At 70.3% G+C, this 19,004-nt stretch carries 15 protein-coding genes; 8 read left to right on the top strand and 7 right to left on the bottom strand.

From position 1 onward, the window contains the following. Window positions 1-111: 111 nt before the first annotated feature. From ABH929_RS12485 to ABH929_RS12495, 3 genes are all read left to right on the top strand, one after another. Window positions 112-963 carry a DsbA family protein gene (locus tag ABH929_RS12485; protein ID WP_404561465.1) on the top strand — a complete coding sequence of 284 codons (852 nt, stop codon included), beginning with the start codon at window positions 112-114 and terminating at the stop codon, window positions 961-963. Window positions 964-1,145: 182 nt separating this feature from the next. After that, window positions 1,146-2,009, top strand: coding sequence for a thioredoxin domain-containing protein (locus ABH929_RS12490; RefSeq protein ID WP_205464228.1), 864 nt, complete (start codon window positions 1,146-1,148; stop codon window positions 2,007-2,009). Between the two features lie 118 nt (window positions 2,010-2,127). Next, on the top strand, window positions 2,128-2,433 hold the full coding sequence (locus ABH929_RS12495; RefSeq protein WP_404561466.1) for a hypothetical protein: 306 nt from the start codon (window positions 2,128-2,130) through the stop codon (window positions 2,431-2,433). Between the two features lie 420 nt (window positions 2,434-2,853). Here the strand turns inward: ABH929_RS12495 and ndk are convergent, their stop codons facing one another. Genes ndk through ileS form a run of 4 tightly spaced genes read right to left on the bottom strand, consistent with a single transcriptional unit; the run spans window position 2,854 to window position 8,433 of the window. Then, entirely contained in the window at window positions 2,854-3,273 is a 420-nt protein-coding gene (gene ndk / locus ABH929_RS12500; RefSeq protein WP_111084529.1) for a nucleoside-diphosphate kinase, read from the bottom strand. A 38-nt stretch (window positions 3,274-3,311) separates the two neighbouring features. Beyond that, window positions 3,312-3,728 carry a DUF4233 domain-containing protein gene (locus ABH929_RS12505; RefSeq protein ID WP_214546476.1) on the bottom strand — a complete coding sequence of 139 codons (417 nt, stop codon included), beginning with the start codon at window positions 3,726-3,728 and terminating at the stop codon, window positions 3,312-3,314. Continuing rightward, entirely contained in the window at window positions 3,725-5,182 is a 1,458-nt protein-coding gene (locus ABH929_RS12510; RefSeq protein WP_404561467.1) for a bifunctional folylpolyglutamate synthase/dihydrofolate synthase, read from the bottom strand. The genes ABH929_RS12505 and ABH929_RS12510 overlap by 4 nt, the downstream gene beginning before the upstream one ends. Beyond that, window positions 5,179-8,433: an isoleucine--tRNA ligase gene (gene ileS / locus ABH929_RS12515; protein ID WP_404561468.1), complete on the bottom strand. Its 3,255-nt coding sequence runs from the start codon at window positions 8,431-8,433 to the stop codon at window positions 5,179-5,181. The genes ABH929_RS12510 and ileS overlap by 4 nt, the downstream gene beginning before the upstream one ends. A 244-nt stretch (window positions 8,434-8,677) precedes the next feature. Between ileS and ABH929_RS12520 the strand changes: the two genes are divergently transcribed. Beyond that, on the top strand, window positions 8,678-9,712 hold the full coding sequence (locus ABH929_RS12520; protein ID WP_404561469.1) for a cation diffusion facilitator family transporter: 1,035 nt from the start codon (window positions 8,678-8,680) through the stop codon (window positions 9,710-9,712). A gap of 56 nt (window positions 9,713-9,768) precedes the next feature. Here the strand turns inward: ABH929_RS12520 and ABH929_RS12525 are convergent, their stop codons facing one another. Further along, window positions 9,769-11,268 (bottom strand): ArnT family glycosyltransferase, encoded by a 1,500-nt coding sequence (locus tag ABH929_RS12525; protein ID WP_404561470.1) that lies wholly within the window; start codon window positions 11,266-11,268, stop codon window positions 9,769-9,771. Window positions 11,269-11,317: 49 nt separating this feature from the next. Further along, a complete protein-coding gene (locus ABH929_RS12530; protein ID WP_404561471.1) occupies window positions 11,318-11,917 on the bottom strand; it encodes a TetR family transcriptional regulator in 600 nt (199 codons plus the stop codon). Window positions 11,918-11,949: 32 nt separating this feature from the next. Between ABH929_RS12530 and ABH929_RS12535 the strand changes: the two genes are divergently transcribed. From ABH929_RS12535 to ABH929_RS12550, 4 genes are read left to right on the top strand one after another with little or no spacing between them, the layout of a single operon-like run. Beyond that, on the top strand, window positions 11,950-13,569 hold the full coding sequence (locus ABH929_RS12535) for an ABC transporter substrate-binding protein (RefSeq protein WP_404561472.1): 1,620 nt from the start codon (window positions 11,950-11,952) through the stop codon (window positions 13,567-13,569). A 5-nt stretch (window positions 13,570-13,574) separates the two neighbouring features. Next, a complete protein-coding gene (locus ABH929_RS12540) occupies window positions 13,575-14,567 on the top strand; it encodes an ABC transporter permease (protein ID WP_404561473.1) in 993 nt (330 codons plus the stop codon). Further along, on the top strand, window positions 14,564-15,460 hold the full coding sequence (locus tag ABH929_RS12545; protein ID WP_404561474.1) for an ABC transporter permease: 897 nt from the start codon (window positions 14,564-14,566) through the stop codon (window positions 15,458-15,460). The genes ABH929_RS12540 and ABH929_RS12545 overlap by 4 nt, the downstream gene beginning before the upstream one ends. Further along, complete coding sequence (locus ABH929_RS12550) at window positions 15,457-17,184, top strand: ATP-binding cassette domain-containing protein (protein ID WP_404561475.1); 1,728 nt, start codon at window positions 15,457-15,459, stop codon at window positions 17,182-17,184. The genes ABH929_RS12545 and ABH929_RS12550 overlap by 4 nt, the downstream gene beginning before the upstream one ends. Before the next feature lie 103 nt (window positions 17,185-17,287). Here ABH929_RS12550 and proP read toward each other — a convergent pair whose 3' ends face one another. Further along, on the bottom strand, window positions 17,288-18,874 hold the full coding sequence (gene proP / locus ABH929_RS12555; protein WP_404561476.1) for a glycine betaine/L-proline transporter ProP: 1,587 nt from the start codon (window positions 18,872-18,874) through the stop codon (window positions 17,288-17,290). Window positions 18,875-19,004 lie beyond the last annotated feature (130 nt).

Raw genomic sequence — 19,004 nt, forward strand, 5'->3', positions numbered from 1 at the left:
GCATTCCCGATGCGGCACCGATGACACATCGATGACACGTCACCGAATTCCTGGGGGCTTCCCAGGCAGGACGCCCGATCGCCGTACGGGCAGCACCTACGCTCGATTCCGATGAGCGAGAACGAGAGCAAGAAGGTCCGTCGCGACGCCGCCCGAGAGCGCGCTCGCGAAGCCCGGGCGAAGGAACAGGCGCGACGTCGCCGCAACAGGACGCTCGGCATCAGCGGCATCATCGTCGGCAGCCTGGCGGTCGTCGCCGTGGTCGTCCTGGTGATCGCGAACTCGGTGCAACCCGCGGGGCCCGGGCCGCGCAACATGGCGAGTGACGGCATCTTGTTCACCGGCCAGAGCGGCGAGATCGTACCCGTCGAGACGAAGGCCACGCCCGACGGTGGGACCCCGACCGCGACGAAGCAGGACGACTCGGTGGCGAACATCACCGTGTACTCGGACTACATGTGCCCGTACTGCAACCAGTTCGAGACGGCGCAGATGGACCAGATCGAGCAGTGGGTGAAGGCCGGCTCCGCAACGCTCGAACTGCACCCGTTCAACCTGCTCGACCGGGTGTCCCTCGGGTCGAAGTACTCCACCCGCTCCGCCGCCGCGGCCGCCTGTGTGGCGAACTACGACCCCGACGCGTTCCTGGCGTACAACACGTCGCTCTACGAGAACCAGCCGTCCGAGAGCACCAAGGGGCTGACGAACGACGAGTTGGCGTCCCTGGCGAAGGACGCCGGCGCGACGAACAGCAAGGTCGCCTCGTGCATCACCGGGCAGCACTTCGCCGGGTGGGTCGCCGACGCCACGAACCGGGTGATGAACGACCCGATCCCGAACTCGTCGCTCGACAAGGTGACGAGCACCCCGACGATCATCGTGAACGGCAAGCAGTTCACCGGCTCCCTGACCGACACCGACGCCTTCGCGTCCTTCGTCCAGCAGAACGGTGGCGCTGCGTGATACGCGCCAACGCGACGAGCACGCCCCTCGCTTCGCCTCTGGAAGCAGGTCCGTGCTCACGCGGCGAGTTCGACACGACGGCTGATCTGTTCAGACGATCAACCTGAGATGACACCGCCAATACAGCACGGAGCACCGAACGGCCGCCACGAACACTTCAGCCTCGATTACGCTCGATGCCCGTGAGCGACAACGAGACGAAGAAGGCGCGCCGTAACGCCGCGCGGGAACGGGCCCGAGAGGCTCGCCAGAAAGAGCAGGCGCGCCGACGCCGCAACCGGATCGCCCTGGTCAGCGCGATCGTCGTCGGGAGCTTGGCGATAGTGACAGCGGTCGTGCTCATCATCTCGAGCTCGATCCAGCCGGCAGGACCGGGCCCGAAGAACATGGCCAGCGACGGGATCCTGCTGAAGGGGCAAAACGGGAAGATCGTCGCCGAACGGACGAAGGCCATTGCGGAGGGCGGGAAGCCCACAGCCACCAAGCAAGACAACAGTGTCGCCAACATCACGGTGTACGAGGACTACCTCTGCCCGATCTGCAACCAGTTCGAGACCGGCAACATGGAGCAGATCAAGAAGTGGGTCAAGGACGGCTCTGCGACGCTTGAGGTTCACCCGTTCAACCTCCTGGATCGATCCTCTCTCGGTTCCAAGTACTCGACGCGATCCGCCGCCGCGGCCGCTTGCGTCGCGAACTACGCCCCGGACAAGTTCCTTGACGTCAACACAGCGCTCTACGCCAACCAGCCACAGGAAGGCACTCGCGGACTCACGAACGCTGAGCTGGCGTCGGTCGTGAAACAGGCGGGCGTCACGAGCAAGGACGTCGCCAGCTGCATCACGAATCAGAACTTCCAAGGCTGGGTCGGCGATGCGACCGACCGCGTGCTGACCGAGCCCCTCGCAAACTCCGATCTCCCGAAGCTCACCGGCACGCCGACCGTCATCGTCAACGGAAAGCAGTACAACGGTGATGCAACGAGTGCCTGGAGCGATGCGAACGCCTTCGCAGCCTTCGTCGAGCAGAACGGTGGGAGCAAGTAACGCACCCCTCACTGCGGCGGGTCGTTTTCGGACGGCCCGCCGTTTCTTGCTGGCTTGACACAAGATTCGATGTTCCACTAGCTTGCCGGTAACACATCAGCGTAGATAGGGGTGCAATATGAAGAAGTCCATCGCCGCGGCTGCAGTTTTGGGGGCCATGCTGGTAGGCAGTCTGGCGTTCGCCAGTCCGGCATCCGCGAAAAACCAATGCGGCGCATTGGGCGTGGAGCGCACTGGAGTGTCGACAGCACGTCTCGTCCACACTTGCGACGCGAAAACTCAGGTCACGTACACAGTGAAGTGTCTGCTTCCGGGGAACAACCAGCAGTACACCCGCTACTTCGCGTCGGCGAAGTGTTTGATCTTCAATGTGACGTGTCCTGGTGGGAATCCGCTCGTATCGGCCAGCTACCGGCTTGGTTGATGGTGATGCGTGAGACCAAGAAGACTCTTTCCCTGGATCGCCGCAGGAGGTCACTGCAAGCCGCTCTGAGCGTGACGCTCGTGGCCACCATACTGGTCGGAGCGCAGATGCTCAGTCCGGTCGGAACCGAACCAGCACGAGCCGCGGGCTTGAACTGCGGACCTACTTCGATCATTCAGGGTGGCAACTTTCTGCACACGTGTAACGGCAAAGGCACAGTTCAGTACACCCTGAACTGCGTGACCTATAACACTGTTCGCTCGTACCGGTGGAACGAGTCCTTCGGGCGTACATACCAGATCTCGGCTCTCTGCTCTCGAGGTGGCTCTGCGCTGAGCGTGAAGTGGAAGATCGTCTAGCCGGCGGTGAAAATAAGAAGGCCTCGCAGATCATCTGCGAGGCCTTCTTGCCGTTTCAGCGTCAGGCGAACCAGAGCGCGAGCTCGCGCGCCGACGACTCGGTGCTGTCAGATCCGTGCACCAGGTTCTGCTGCACCTTGAGGCCCCAGTCGCGACCGAGGTCGCCACGGATGGTGCCGGGTGCGGCCGAGGTCGGGTCGGTGGTGCCGGCGAGCGACCGGAAGCCGGCGATGACGCCGTTGCCGGCGACGCGGACGGCGACGACCGGACCGGACTGCATGAACTCGACGAGCGGCTCGAAGAACGGCTTACCCTGGTGCTCCTCGTAGTGCGCGTCCAACAGGTCGCGCGGCGCGGTGAGCATCTTCAGGTCGACGATCTCGTAGCCCTTCGACTCGATGCGGCGGAGGATCTCACCGGTGAGCTGGCGGGCGACGCCGTCGGGCTTGACGAGGACGAGGGTCTCTTCGAGGTCGGACACGCAGTACTCCTAGTGTGTTCGCGGGATCGGAGGGGTGGTCAGTCCTCGCCCATGGCGGCCCGGCGCGCGGCGTTCTGACGGTCGAGTTGACCGCCCTTGACGAAGCAGAAGACCCACAGCGCCAGGAACACCACGGCGACCGCGAACATGAACGGTTCGATGAACCCGGTGGCGAGGATGGCCGCCTGCAGCAGCCACCCGAACCCTACACCGGCGGGGTTGCCGGTCAGACGTGCGGCCAGCGCCAGCACGATCATCGCGCCGATGCCGCCGCCGAACGCCAGGGCCGGCGGCAGGGTCCCCTTGCCGAACACGACGAGCATCGGGAAGAAGAACATGATCGCCTCGAGCACGAGCGCGATCGACAGCAGGCTCTCCTGCGCCCCGCGGTCGCGTCGCGGCTTGCGGGTGCGCGGTGCACGCCCCGGCCGGGAGGCACGTGGTGCGTTCGTCACTTCGTCTCGCCTTCCCGGTGGACCAGGTCCATGACCGCACCCACCATCACGATGGAGCCCGCGACGAGCACGAGGGCGTCCTCGGCGTCCGCCTCGTCCGCCAGGTCGCGTGCCTGCTGGAGGGCGGCGGCGAGTGACGGCTCGACGACGACGCGGTCCGCGCCGACCTCGTCCACGACGACCTTCGCGAAGGCGTCCGCGTCGAGGGCACGCTCCCCCGGTGGCTGCGTGACGACGAAGGTCTCGACGGTGCCCTTCAGCGCGCGCACGAACCCACGGGCGTCCTTGTCGCCGAGGATCCCGACGACGCCGACGACGTGCTCGGACGGGAACGCCACGGGCAGGGCCTCGGCCAGGGCCGCGGCGCCGTGCGGGTTGTGCGCCGCGTCGACCACGACGGTCGGGTCGGTGGCGATCGGCTGGAGGCGGCCGGGGCTGGTGGCACCGGCGAGGCCCTCGGACAGGACGTCCTCGTCGAGCGCCTGGGTGCCCCGACCGAGGAACGACTCGACCGCGGCGATCGCGACGGCCGCGTTGTGCGCCTGGTGCCGGCCGAACAGCGGCAGGAACAGGTCGTCGTAGCGGCCGGCGATGCCCTGCACGGTGATGAGCTGACCGCCCACCGCCGGCGTGACGTCGACGAGCGAAAACCCGGTGCCCTCGACCGCGAGGGTCGACTCGGTGAGCTCGGCGGCGCGCTCGAGCTCGACGAGTGCCTCCGGGACCTGCTCGCTCGACACCACGGCTGACGACGGCTTGATGATCCCGGATTTGGTCCGCGCGATCTCCGCCACGGTGCTGCCGAGCTGCTTCGCGTGGTCGATGGCGATCGGCGTGAACACCGCGACCTGGCTCTGCACGACGTTGGTGGAGTCCCACTCGCCGCCCATGCCGACCTCGATCACGGCGACGTCGACCGGTGCCTCGGCGAAGCACGCCAGGGCCAGGACGGTCAGTGCCTCGAAGAAGGTGAGCGGGAGCTCGCCCTTGGCGGTGAGCTCCTGGTCGGTCAGTTCGAGGACCGGGGCGATGTCGTCCCAGTTCTCGACGAGCCGGCTCGGCTCGATCGGCTGCCCGTCGATGACGATGCGCTCCCGGATCGACACCAGGTGCGGGCTCGTCATCAGGCCGGTGCGCAGCCCGTGGGCACGGACGATGCTCTCGGTCGTGCGCGCGGTGGACGTCTTGCCGTTCGTGCCGGTGATGTGGATCACCGGGTACGCCAGGTGCGGGTCCCCGAGCAGCTCGACGGCGCGACGGGTCGCGGTCAGGCGGTGCTCGGGCGACTGCTCGCCGATCCGGGCGTACAGGGCGGCCTCGACGCGCTTGACATCGTCGTCGTCACCGCCGTACGGCACGGCCTCGACCGGAGCGTCACCGGACGGCCCCACCGGGATCCGGATGCCGTCCTCGTCGTGCTGGTCGTGCTCGTCGTACTGGTCGTCGTCGCTCATGCGCGTGACACCTCCACGGTCACCTTCGCGCCGTCACCGACATCGGTGGTGGCGCCTGCCCCGAGGGGCACGATCTCGACGCTCGTCGCCAGGGTCTCCCCCGCGATGAGCTGCTGGTGGGTGCGCACCGACGCGTCGGCGGCCTCGTCGACCCCGAGGGTCAGGACGATGCGGTCGCTGACGTCCAGGTCGGCGTCGCGTCGGGCCTGCTGGACGGCACGGACGACGTCGCGGGCGAGTCCCTCGGCCTCGAGCTCGGGCGTGGTCACGGTGTCGAGCACCACGAAGCCGCCCTCGTCGAGGAACGCCACGGCGACCGACGGGTCTGCGACGGTGAGGTCGAGCGTGTACTCGCCCTCGACCAGGTCGACACCGCCGACGGTCACGCCGGACTCGGTCGCGGTCCAGTCGCCCTTCTTGGCGGCCGGGATCACCTGCTGCACGGCCTTGCCGATGCGCGGACCGGCGACGCGGGCGTTGACGGTGAGCTTCCGCTCGATGCCGTACTGCGCCAGTGATTCCTCGGCCTGCGCCTCGAGCACGACCCGCTTGACGTTCAGCTCGTCGCGCAGGATGTCGGCGAACGGTTCGACCGCCGCCGGGTCCGGCACCACGAGGGTGAGCGTGGCGAGCGGCAGCCGGACGCGCTTGCCGGTCGCCTTGCGGAGCGCGAGGCCCTTCGAGGCGACGTCGCGCACGCGGTCCATGGCCGCGACGAGGGCGTCGTCGGCGGGGAACTCGGCCGCGTCGGGGAAGTCCGTCAGGTGCACACTCCGGCCACCGGTCAGGCCCTTCCAGATCTCCTCGGTGACGAGCGGGGCGAGCGGGGCCGCCACGCGGGTCAGGGTCTCGAGCACCGTGTACAGCGTGTCGAACGCCGCACGGGCGTCGTCCCCTGCCGCGCCGTCGGCCCCGGTCCAGAACTTGTCGCGCGACCGGCGGACGTACCAGTTCGTCAGTACGTCGGCGAAGTCGCGGACGGCCTGGGCCGCGAGCGGGGTGTCGAGCGCGTCGAGGTGCTGCTGCACGTCGGACACGAGCACCCGGGTCTTCGCGAGCAGGTACCGGTCGAGGACGTCGGTGCTGTCCGTCCGGCGGGACGCCTGGTAGCCGTCCGGCCCGGAGGCGTTCGCGTACAGGGTGAAGAAGTAGTACGTCGACCACAGCGGGAGCATGAACTCGCGGACGCCCTGGCGGATGCCCTCTTCGGTGACGACGAGGTTGCCACCGCGGATCACCGACGAGGACATCAGGAACCAGCGCATGGCGTCGGCGCCGTCGCGGTCGAACACCTCGGAGACGTCCGGGTAGTTCCGCAGCGACTTCGACATCTTCTGACCGTCCGAGCCGAGCACGATGCCGTGGCTGATGACGTTCTCGAAGGCCGGTCGGTCGAACAGCGCGGTGGACAGCACGTGCATGACGTAGAACCAGCCGCGGGTCTGCCCGATGTACTCGACGATGAAGTCGGCCGGGTTGTGCGACTCGAACCACTCCCGGTTCTCGAACGGGTAGTGCACCTGGGCGTACGGCATCGACCCGGAGTCGAACCAGACGTCGAACACGTCGGTGATCCGGCGCATGGTCGAGTTCCCGGTGGGGTCGTCGGGGTTCGGGCGGGTCAGGTCGTCGATGAACGGACGGTGCAGGTCGACCTCGCCGTCGGCGTTCCGGGGCAGCCGCCCGAAGTCGCGCTCGATCTCCTCGAGCGAGCCGTAGACGTCCTGACGCGGGTACGACGGGTCGTCGGACTGCCACACCGGGATCGGCGTCCCGAAGTACCGGTTCCGGGACACCGACCAGTCGATGGCGTTCCCGACCCACTTGCCGAACTGGCCGTCCTTGACGTTGTCGGGCACCCAGTTGATGTCCTGGTTGAGCTCGCCCATGCGGTCGCGGAACTCGGTCACGCGGACGAACCAGCTCGAGACGGCCTTGTAGATGAGGGGCTTCCGGCAGCGCCAGCAGTGCGGGTAGCTGTGCTCGTAGGACGCCTGGCGGAGCAGTCGGCCGGCGTCGCGGACGGCCTTGGTCAGCGGCTTGTTCGCGTCGGACCAGAGCATGCCGGCGACCTCGCCGAACTGCGAGGTGAAGACCCCGCCCTCGTCGAGCGAGAGCACCACGGGGATGCCGGCAGCGGCGCAGACCACCTGGTCGTCGGCGCCGTAGGCCGGGGCCTGGTGCACGATGCCGGTGCCCTCGCCGGTCTCGACGTAGTCGGCGACCAGGATGCGCCAGGCGTGCTCCATGCCCTCGGTGTCGGCGAGGTGGTCGAACAGGCGCTCGTACTCGACGCCGTCGAGCTCCGCGCCCGCCAGGGTGCGGACGACCGCGGCAGCGGCGTCGCCGGCCGTCTCGTAGCCGAGGTCCTTCGCGTAGGCGGCCACGGTGTCCGAAGCCAGCAGGTAGGAGACGGAACCGGCGTCGGCACCGTCAGCCGCGCCTCCCGGCCCCGCAGGGAGCACCACGTACGAGACCGCAGGCCCGACCGCCAGGGCGGCGTTCGTGGGCAGGGTCCAGGGGGTCGTCGTCCAGGCGAGCGCACGCACGCCGGCCAGCCCGAGCGACTCGGCGCGCGCACCCTGCAGCGGGAACGACACCGTGACGGACTGGTCCTGACGCATCTTGTAGACGTCGTCGTCCATGCGCAGCTCGTGGTTCGACAGCGGCGTCTGGTCGTTCCAGCAGTACGGCAGGACCCGGAAGCCCTCGTACGCCAAGCCCTTGTCCCAGAGCTGCTTCCACGCCCACAGCACGCTCTCCATGAACGTGGTGTCGAGCGTCTTGTAGTCGTCCTCGAAGTCGACCCAGCGCGCCTGGCGGGTGACGTACTGCTGCCACTCGTCGGTGTACTGCAGCACGGACTTCTTGGCGGCGGCGTTGAACACGTCGACGCCCATCTCGTCGATCTCGTGCTTCTCGGTGATGCCGAGCTGGCGCATCGCCTCGAGCTCGGCGGGCAGCCCGTGGGTGTCCCAGCCGAAGCGGCGGTGCACCTGCTTGCCGCGCATGGTCTGGTAGCGCGGGAAGACGTCCTTCGCGTACCCGGTCAGCAGGTGACCGTAGTGCGGCAGGCCGTTCGCGAACGGCGGGCCGTCGTAGAAGGTCCACTCGTCGCAGCCCTGGCGCTGGTCGATGGACGCCTGGAACGTGTCGTCGCCCTTCCAGAAGGCGAGGATCCCCCGCTCGACGGCGGGGAAGGACGGCGAGGGGACGACGCCATCGGCATCGGCGTTCAACGGGTACGGCACCGGGACTCCTTGTGGGTTCGCTCGATCTCCACGAGGACGGAGCAGGCTCCGCGGTACCACCTCGCTTGCCACGCCGTGCTGTCCGCACGTCACGACCGCTCGTGTTCGGGTTCGGTGCGGCCCGGTCCGCCCGGTTCTACTGACGAGCCGCTCGCGCGGACCGCGTTCTTCCGGGAGCTCCCCGGTGATGGCCGGATCGACGCTCGTGTGACACGAGTTTAGCGGACGGGAGCATGCTGGAGGGATGCCCGACGACTCTGCCTCCGGCGAACGCCCGGAGTCCTCCCTCACCGTCATCATCGCCTTCGGCGCGAACCTGCTCGTCGCGATCGCGAAGACCATCGCGTCGCTCATCTCCGGGTCCGCCTCGATGGTGGCCGAGGCGGCGCACTCGTGGGCAGACACCGGCAACGAGGTCTTCCTGCTCGTCGCCGAACGACGGGGCGCGCGGAAGCGCGACACCGCACACCCGCTCGGGTACGGCCGCGAGACCTACATCTGGTCGATGTTCGCCGCGTTCGGGCTGTTCACCGCCGGCGCGATCGTGTCGATCTACCACGGCATCTCCGAGCTCGGCGAGACGGGTCCGGCCGAGGACGTCCTGCTCAACTACATCGTGCTCGCGCTGTCGTTCTGCCTCGAGGGCACGAGCTTCCTGCAGGCCTACCGCCAGGCCCACGGAGCGGCGACGAAGCGCAAGGTGCCGGTGCTGCGCCACGTGCTGCAGTCCTCGAACCCGACGCTGCGGGCCGTCTTCGCCGAGGACGCCGCTGCGCTCATCGGCCTCGTCGTCGCGTTCCTCGGGGTGTTCCTGCACCAGGTCACCGGCCTGGCGGTCTTCGACGCGATCGGTTCCATCGCGATCGGCGTGCTGCTCGGGGTCGTGGCGATCATCCTCATCGACCGCAACCGCCGTTTCCTGCTCGGCGAGAGCACGTCGCCCGAGCTCGAGAACGCCGTGCTCGTCGAGCTGCTCGGCCGCTCGCAGATCGAACGTGTCACCTACCTGCACCTGGAGTTCGTCGGACCGTCGCGGGTGTACCTCGTCGCGGCCGTCGACCTGACGGGCAACGAGAACGAGGAGCACGTGGCGGTGCGGTTGCGCGACGTCGAGAAGTCGCTCGAGGACAGCCAGTACATCGAGGAAGCCGTGCTCACGCTGAGCTACCCGGGCGACGCCTCGCTGCGGCCGACGAGCGACGAGGTGCCCGAGGTGGTGCGCGACGGGACGGCCTCGGACGTGGCCGCCGGCGGCGCGGGGACGCTGCGGACGGACTGACGCGCGGCAGACGGGCAGCGGGTGACGGTCGGCAGATGACGGTCAGCAGGTGACGGTCAGCGCCCGAGCGTCAACGACTCACCGTCGACCACGATCTCGGAGCCGTCGGTGGGCACCCACACCCGCAGCTCGTCGACGCGGAAGGAGGTCAGCCGTGACCGCTCCGCCTCGAGGAAGCCGGACACCTGTGGCGGTACCGGGAACCGTCCGTCGACCCCCTGCACGACCGCCCCGTACCGCCCGTTGACCGGCGCGTCGACACCCCGGTCGGCGAAGTACGGCCGCCAGCCGGGTGCCCCGTAGGCGGTGAAGAGGATCCGGCCGCCGTCCATCCCGTGTGCCCGGAGTGCCTGGTCGAGGAGCCCGACACCGGACGGGCGGACCCTGGCGACGGCGACGGTCTGCTGCACCGCGGGAACGACGGCTGCCCCGACGCAGAGCACGACCACGGCGGTGATCACTGCGCTCGCGACCGGTGGGGTCGTCCGCCGAGCACGACGACCGACCCGCACGCTCTGTGCGAGACGGGTGTACCCGACGGCGGCCAGCGCGATGACGATCGGCATCCAGGCGTCGTAGTAGTGCGCGAGCGCCACCTTCGACGTCCCGAGGAACACCATCAGGGGAACGGCAGCGGCGACCAGGTAGAGGACGAGCCGTCCGGGGCGGACCACCAGGGCTGCGAGGATCCCGACCGCGAGCACCACGGCGAGGAGCGGCGTCACCCCACGTGCCATGTACCAGAACTCGGCCCACCAGGGAGCGAAGCGGTAGGTGTGCCCGGCGATCTCGGCCAGGTGCCCCTTCGCGTCGTGCTCGGACTGGAACTCGAGCATGTACCGGATCGCGTGCACCATCCCGATCGGGTGGTAGCAGGCCACGAAGGTCACGGCGAAGGCCGCCGCCGCGATCACGCCGCCGATCAGGAGTTCCCACCAGCGCCGGAACAGGACCGGCAGCACGACGATCGCGATCACGTACGGCGCTGCGGTGACCTTCGAGGTGACCGCGAGTCCGAGTGCCACCCCGGCGAGCGCTGCCCACGCCCAGCGCCACCGGCTGCTCGAGGTGATCCACACCCATGCGGCGGCGAGCGCCACCACGACGAAGAACACCATGACCGGCTCGAGGAGCGCGATGCGGTCGATGCGCACCGGGGTGCCCGATCCGGGGTCGAACGGGTCGAGTCCGGCGCCGCGGGGCGTCAGCCACCAGAGGCCCGCGGCGAGCAGCGCACCCCAGTGGCCGAGCGGACCGCGCAGCCAGGCGAAGAGGACGGCGCCGGTCCCGAAGACCGCCGCGCCGGCGACCAGCCGGGGACCGAGGATGCCCTCGCCGACGACCAACTGGGCGAGGCCGTAGAGGTACTTCGCGGTCGGCGGGTGCTCGAGGTTCAGCGTGACGATGCCGTGGACGTACTGCCAACCGGCCTGCGCGTAGAGGATCTCGTCGACGTTGATCGTCTGCTGACCGATGTGCCAGAAGCAGACGAAGACCCCGGCCAGGGCGATGACGACGAACACGGGCCAGCGCCCCACACGTACCCACGACTGCACGGCGACGATCCTCCCACAGTGCGGCGGACCGTCCGGTTGGTGCGGCGGCTCAGTGCGCGTCGAGGCCCGACGTGACCGGCGTGAGCGCGGCACCGACGTACTCGACGAGCGCCCGACGACCGACCCCGTCCGCCACCCAGACCCCGAACGCCGCCCCCGCGGCACCGAGCATCGCCCCGGACACGGTCTGCGGCCAGAGCGATCCCGGCTGCTCCCCCGTGCGCCCGGCCACGAAGGCGGCGACGGCCCCGTGCTGCGCCATCACCCGGACGGCGACGCCGGCGACGAGCTCGGCGCCGATGCCCATCACCTCGGCCTGCGCGACCGCCCACGGCACCCGCTCGGGGTCGTGGGCCCGGGCCGCGGCGAGCAGGGCCTGCTCCACCGCACGCACCGCACTGGGCTCGGTCGAGGCCGCCAGGTACCCGGGCAGCCCCGCGACCGCGGCGTCGAGCTCGAGCCACATCACGTCCGACTTCGCCGTGAAGTAGTTGAAGAACGTCGCGCGACTGACCCCCGCACGCACGGCGATCTGGTCGACCGTGGTGCGTCCGTACCCCTGCTCGAGGAACAGCTCGGCAGCGGCGTCCGCGAGGACCTCGGCGCTCGAGCGTCGAGGGCGGCCACCGCGGCGGATCGGTTCGTCCATGGGCCCCAGTAAACCGCTAGACTCGTCCAGCCATGATCTTGGACTCAGTACAGAAAACCGTCGCCGCCGTCGCGACCGCCACCGCCGTCGTCCTCGTCCTCGCGGGGTGCAGCGGCCCCGGGACGAGCACCACGAGCAGCAAGCCGGTGAGCGGCGGGACCCTGACGTACGCCTCCGGCGACGCCGAGCCCACCTGCCTCGATCCGCACGTCGGCGGCAACTACCCGCAGGCGCTCCTGGCGACGCAGTACATCGAGGAGCTCGTCGGGCTCGAGGACGGCGAGCCGACGCCCGAGCTCGCGACGAAGTGGACCACGAGCGACGACGGCAAGACCCTCACCTTCACGCTGCGCGACGACGTCACCTTCACCGACGGCACCCCGTTCGACGCCGCCGCCGTCGTGGCGAACATCGAGCACGTGCAGGACCCGGCCACCGCGTCGAGCACCGGCTACCTCGCGCTGCAGTCCATCTCGAAGGCGACGGCCACCGACGACCACACCGTGACGCTCTCGCTGAGCCGTCCGGACAGCGCGCTGCTCGAGTCCTTCTCGCAGCCGTGGGTCGGCATGGAGTCCCCCAAGGCACTCGAGCGCGAGCAGGCGACCAACTGCGAGTCCCCCGTCGGCACCGGCCCGTTCGAGATCACCGGATGGAAGCACGGCGACCGCGTCACCCTGACGAAGAACAGCGACTACTGGGGCACGACGAAGCCGCGCCTGTCCGGCATCACGTGGCGCTTCCTGCCCGACTCGACGTCGCGCTACGCGGCGCTGCAGTCCGGGCAGGTCGACGTCATCGACAACGCCCAGCCCGACCAGCTCAAGGCGGCGTCGTCGAAGGGCTCGATCCGCGACCTCGACGCCCCGCGCCCCGGTGCCTCGAACCGCCTCGAACTGAACTCCGGCCACGGCGTGTTCCGTGACGACGCAGTGCGCCAGGCGTTCATCGCGGGCGCCGACATCGACCCCGGCCTGCAGTCGCTGTTCCTCGGCACCGCGAAGCGCTCGTACTCCGTGCTCTCGAGTGCCGAACCGCTGGCGTACTCCGAGAAGAGCCGGTTCGACTACTCGCCGTCGAAGGCGAAGCAACTGCTCGACGACGCCGGCTGGAAGGTCGGATCGGACGGCATCCGCGTCAAGGACGGCAAGCAGCTCACCGTGACGTTCCCGGTGTCGACGAACCAGTCGGTGCCGGCCGAGCGCAGCCTGTTCCAGCAGATCCAGGCGTCCGAGAAGGCCGTCGGGTTCAAGGTCGTGCTCGACGAACTCGACCTCTCCAGCTGGTACGCCGCCCTCGCGGCGAACGAGTACGACGTGGTCAGCGCCCCGTACACGAAGGTCGGCCCCGACGTCCTGCGCATCCTGTACGACAGCGCGAGCATCGAGCCGGCGCCGTCCGGGTACTTCGCGAACCTCGCGCAGCTCGACGACCCCGCGCTCGACACCCTGCTCGAGCGGGCCGCCCGCACCTCGGACTCGGACGAGCGCGCCGACCTGTACGAGCAGGCGCAGAAGACGATCCTGGCGAGCGACACCGTGCTGCCCCTCTACGACCAGCAGAACCACTTCCTGGTGCGCTCGGCCGTGCACGGCGTCCAGACGACCTCGGTGTCCACGCCCTGGTTCGGCACGGCCTGGATCGACCGCTGACGCGGATGCCCTGGGTGTGGTGGGCCGTCCGACGGCTCGCGGGCGGTATCGGCGTGCTCTGGGCCGTCGCGACGATCGTGTTCGTCGCGATCCGGCTCATCCCCGGCGACCCCGCACTCGCGATCCTCGGAGGCCCGGGCTCGCAGGCCTCCGCCGAGGCCGTCGCCCAGGTCCGGCACGAGTACGGCCTCGACCAGCCGGTGCTCGTGCAGTACGCCGTGTTCCTCGGCCGCCTCGCCACCCTGCAGCTCGGTGACTCGTACGCCTTCCGCACCCCGGTCGCGACGCTGCTCGGCCAGCAGCTGCCCGTCACGCTCACCCTGGCGGTCGCCGGGCTCGTCGTGGCCTGGGCTCTGGCGATCGTCGCGGCGTGGTGGTCGACGCAGCGCGGTCGGTTCGCCACAGGACTGACGAGCGCGCTGAGCGTCACCGCGAGCGTGATGCCGCACTTCTGGCTCGGCAGCGTGCTCATCGTGGTGTTCGCGAGCGCCCTCGGCTGGGTGCCGGCGGTCAGCGACGGCACGGTGCGCGGCTGGGTGCTGCCGGTGCTGACGGTGGCCGTGCCGGTGGCCGGGTACCTGGCCGAGACCGTGCGGGACGGGGTGGTCGACGCGCAGCGGTCCGCGTTCGCCCTCGCCGCCCGGGGCCGCGGTGAGACCCGCCTCGGGCTCTTCGCCCGGCACCTGCTGCGCCACGCGGCGCTGCCCGGGATCGCCCTGTCCGCTTGGGCCTTCGGGTCCCTCGTGTCCGGCGCCGTCGTCGTCGAGTCCGTGTTCGCGCTGCCCGGCATCGGTCGCGCCCTGGTGACCGCGGTGACGCAGCGGGACATGCCGCTCGTCGCCGGCATCGCGCTGGTGTCCGCCGCCGCCTACGTCGTGGTGCTCGCGGTTGCCGACCTCGTCGAACGTGTCGTCGACCCGCGCACCGGAGGCCGGCGCACCGGCGCCCCGCGAGCCGCGCGACGCCGTGGACCCGGCCCCGAGGCGGCGGCGCGGTGAGCGGCATCGCCGAGCCGAGCCTCCTGGCCGGTGAACCGGTCGACGGACGTCCGGCAGCAGCACGTCGCCGGCGACGTGTCCTCGGCGTCCCCGGCACGGTCGCAGGCGCCGTGGTCCTGCTCGCCGTCGTGGCGGCCGCGTGGCCGGCGCTGCTCGGCGGCGCGGACCCGCTCGCGGTGCACCCGTCCGAGGCGCTCCTCGCACCGAGCGGCGCGCACCCCTTCGGCACCGATGAATCCGGACGCGACGTCCTGTCCCGGGTCGTCGCCGGCACGCGGGCCTCGCTCGTGGTCGGTGTGGCCGCGACCCTGATCGGCGGCGGGACCGGCGTCGTCCTCGGGGTCGTCGCCGGACTGGGCGCCGGCGCCGGACGTGTCGGCCGGCTACTCGACGCCGTGATCGGCCGCGTCACCGAGGTCGCGTTCGCCCTGCCGCTGCTGCTCGTCGCCCTCGTGGTCATCGCCGTCACCGGCCCCGGCCCGGTGCCCGCCGTGCTCGCCGTCGGCTTCGCCACCGCCCCCGGCTACGCCCGCATCGTCCGTGGTCTGGTCCGCGCGGCCCGGTCGTCGCAGGTCGTCGAGACCGCCGTGCTGCTCGGCCGCTCCCCCGTCCGCATCGTGGTCCGGCACGTCCTGCCGACCGCACTCTGGCCCGTCGTCGCCGTCGCCACGCTCGGCGTCGGCCAGGCGATCGTCTGGGCCTCGGCGCTGAGCTACCTCGGCGTCGGCACACCTCCCCCGGCCCCGGAGTGGGGCGCGATGCTCGCCGACGGCCGGACCTACCTGCAGACCGCACCGTGGATGAGCACCTTCCCCGGGCTCGCCATCGTGGTGCTCGCGACCGCCGTCACTGTGCTCGGTCGCGCGATCCGCCGAACAGGAGTCGTCCGATGACCACCGTCCTCGAGGTCCAGGCGCTGCACGTCGCCATCGCGGGCACGCCGATCGTGCACGACGTCGCCCTGCGGGTCGACGCCGGCGAGTGCGTCGCCCTGGTCGGCGCGTCCGGCTCCGGCAAGACCGTCACCGCCCGCGCCGCGCTCGGCCTGTCCGCACCCGGCTCCGCCGTCCGCGCCGACGCCTTCACCGTCGCCGGCCTCGACGTCCGGGCGTTCTCCGACCGACGGTGGCGTCAGGTGCGCGGGTCGCGGGTCGGCTACGTCGGCCAGGAGGCCCTCGGCGCGTTGGACCCGCTGCGTCCGGTCGGGCGCGAGGTCGCCGACAGCCTCCGCCTGCACACCGAGATGGGTGCGGCCGAGCGCGTGGACGCCGTGCGCGATGCCCTGGAGGCGGTGGGCCTCGACCCGGACATCGCGACCGACGGCCGACTCGCCGGCACGCTGTCGGGCGGGATGCGGCAGCGCGCCCTCATCGCGGCGGCCACCATCGGGTCGCCAGCGCTCGTGGTCGCCGACGAGCCCACGACCGCACTGGACGCCGGGGTCGCGGTCACCGTGATGGAGCAGCTCCGGGCGGCGCAGCAGCGTGGGGCGGGACTGCTCGTCATCACGCACGACCTCGGGCTCGTCGCAGGGTGGGCCGACCGGGTGGCCGTCATGCACGCGGGGCGGATCGTCGAGCAGGGGCCGGTCGCCGCGGTGTTGCAGGATCCGCAGCACGCCGCGACGCAGGCCCTGGTGCGCGCTGCGCACGGTGCCGATCTGGTCGACCGGTGCGAGGTTGATGGCTCCGTGCAGGCCTCTGACGACGCACCGAGCGGGCAACCTCGCACCGAGCGCACGTTCACGCACCGTGCGCCGATCGGCGACCGCCGTACCCAGCGCGCAACCTCGCACGGTGCGAGGGGCGTCCTCGTCGCCGCGGGCCTCGCGCGCGACTACGAGGGCGTCCGCGCCGTCGACGACGTGTCGTTCGGGCTCGACCGCGGGCGGGTGCTCGGGGTGATCGGCGCCTCGGGGTCGGGCAAGACCACCCTGGCGCGGATGCTGCTCGGGCTCGAGACGCCCGACGCCGGCACGGTCGCACTCGACGGAACGCCGTGGGTACCGCTGCCCGAGCGCGACCGACGACCGCGACGCCACCGGGTCGCCGCCGTCGTGCAGGACCCCGGTGCCACGTTCGACGAGCGGTGGTCGGTCGAGCGGGTCCTCGCCGACGCGTTCTCGCGGGGCGACGACCGCCGCGCCCGTGGCTCCCTCGCCGCCCGGGTGGACGCAGCCCTGCGACAGGTCGACCTCGACCCGGCGCTCCGGCCGCGGTCACCGCTGACCCTGTCCGGTGGGCAACGGCAGCGACTCGCGATCGCCCGGGCGTTGGCCACCGACCCCGAGGTGATCGTCCTCGACGAGCCGGTCACCGCCCTCGACGCCACCGTGCAGGACGCCGTGCTGACCCTGCTCGAGCGGCTCCGCGACGCCACCGGCGTGGCGATGGTGTTCGTCTCGCACGACCTGCGGGCCGTGCGCCGGATGGCCGACGACGTGCTGGTCGTGCACCGGGGCGCGGTCGTCGAGCACGGCCCCGCCGCGACAGTGTTCGCGCGCCCGGCGCACCCGGTGACCGCGCACCTGCTGCAGGCGGCCGAGCGGCTCGCCGCCGGCCCGAGTCTCGCGCAGGGCGACCCGACTCGGGCCGCAGGCCCCGAGTCGGGTCGCTGACTCCGAGTCTCGGGGCCGCACCACGGCCCTTGAACGTGATCGGAGGCCCGGTGCGCGTCCGTGGCGGACGTGCACCGGGCCTCCAGGGCGGGTGTGACCGGGGTCAGGAGTCCGCGGACTCCTTCTTCGCCGCGTCACCCGAGATGATCGGGATCTCACTCGTCGCGAACTCCTTCGCCCAGTCGGACTGCGCGAACTCCGACGTCGGGTCGTTGTAGTCGTCGATCACGCCGGCGACCTCGTCCTCGGAACCGACCGTCGGGCCGGAGCCCATGAGCGGGGTGGCGGCGGTCTCCTTGGTGAAGTACACCGCGACGAGCCCGATGACGGCGGCCAGCATCAGGTAGAACGCGGGGATGTCCTCGGCCCAGCCGTAGCCGGCGTCCTTCGCGGCGTTGATGAGCGCCGAGGTCGCGAGCGGGGTGGTGCCACCGAACAGCGACACCGAGACGTTGAACGCGATCGCCAGGGCGCCGTAGCGGATGATCGTCGGGAACAGCGCGGGCAGCGTCGACGGCATGGTCGAGGTGAACGTGACGAGCACGACACCGAGGATGAGCAGGCCGGAGAACACCCCGACGCCCGTGCCGGTCTGGACGAGCTTGAGGGCCGGCCAGGACAGCAGGATGAAGCCGATGCAGCCGGCGGCGAGGACCGGGCGACGACCGAACTTGTCGGACAGCCGGCCACCGAACGTGATGACGACCATCATGAGCAGCATCACGACGACGATCAGGATGAGGCCGAACGTGGCGTTCTGGCCGAGGTTCTGCTCGAGGTAGGTCGGCATGTACGACAGCAGCATGTAGTCGGTCACGTTGAAGACCAGGACCAGGCCGATGCAGATGATGAGTGCGCGCCAGTTCTCGGCGAAGAGCTTGAGGAACGGGGTCTTCTGCCCCTCGCGCTCGGCGGCCTGCTCCTGCTGCTTCTGGAAGGCCGGGGTCTCCTCGAGCTTGAGGCGCAGGTACAGGCCGATCAGGCCGAGCGGGCCCGCGATGATGAACGGGATGCGCCAGCCCCAGCTGAGCAGGGCGTCCTCGGACAGGCCGAACTGCAGGCCGGTGACGATCGACGCGCCGAGCACGTAGCCGGCCAGGGTGCCGAACTCGAGCCACGAGCCCATGAACCCGCGGCGCTTGTCCGGCGAGTATTCGGCGATGAAGGTCGCGGCGCCGCCGTACTCACCGCCGGTCGAGAAGCCCTGCACGAAGCGGGCAACGAGCAGCAGGACCGGAGCCCAGAAGCCGATCGAGTCGTACGACGGGATCAGGCCGATCATCAGCGTGCCGGCGGCCATCAGGATCATCGTCAGCGCGAGGACCTTCTGCCGGCCGATCTTGTCGCCGATCGGGCCGAAGACGGCGCCACCGATCGGACGGACGATGAAGGCGGCGGCGAAGAACCCGAAGGTCGCGACGATGTTCGCGGCCGGGTCGCCCTGTGGCAGGAAGACCTGCGAGATCGTGACGGTCAGGTACGCGAAGATGCCGAAGTCGAACCACTCCATCGCGTTGCCGAGGGCGGCGGCCGCCACGGCGCGCTTGAGCAGCGACTCCTCGACGACGGTGACGTCGTCCTTCGTCAGCTTGCGCCGAGCGCGCTTCGCAGCGCCCTTCGAGCGCAGCGGTCGGTCGCCGTGCGGCTGCGGCCGATCGCCGTGCGGGTGGGGTGCGTCGTTCGGTGCCAAGAGAGTTCCTCCGGTGTGCGGTGCGTCCTTCGGGCGTCCGGCGGACGGCAACGGTGCAGTTCCTGCGAACCCGCGCTCGCCGGACAAACTCCGACAGACTACCAGGTCTCCGGCGTGTCCGACAGGTCGG

Origin of the sequence: Curtobacterium sp. AB7 (assembly GCF_044909335.1) — a bacterium.
In the GTDB taxonomy this organism is placed as follows: Bacteria; Actinomycetota; Actinomycetes; order Actinomycetales; family Microbacteriaceae; genus Curtobacterium.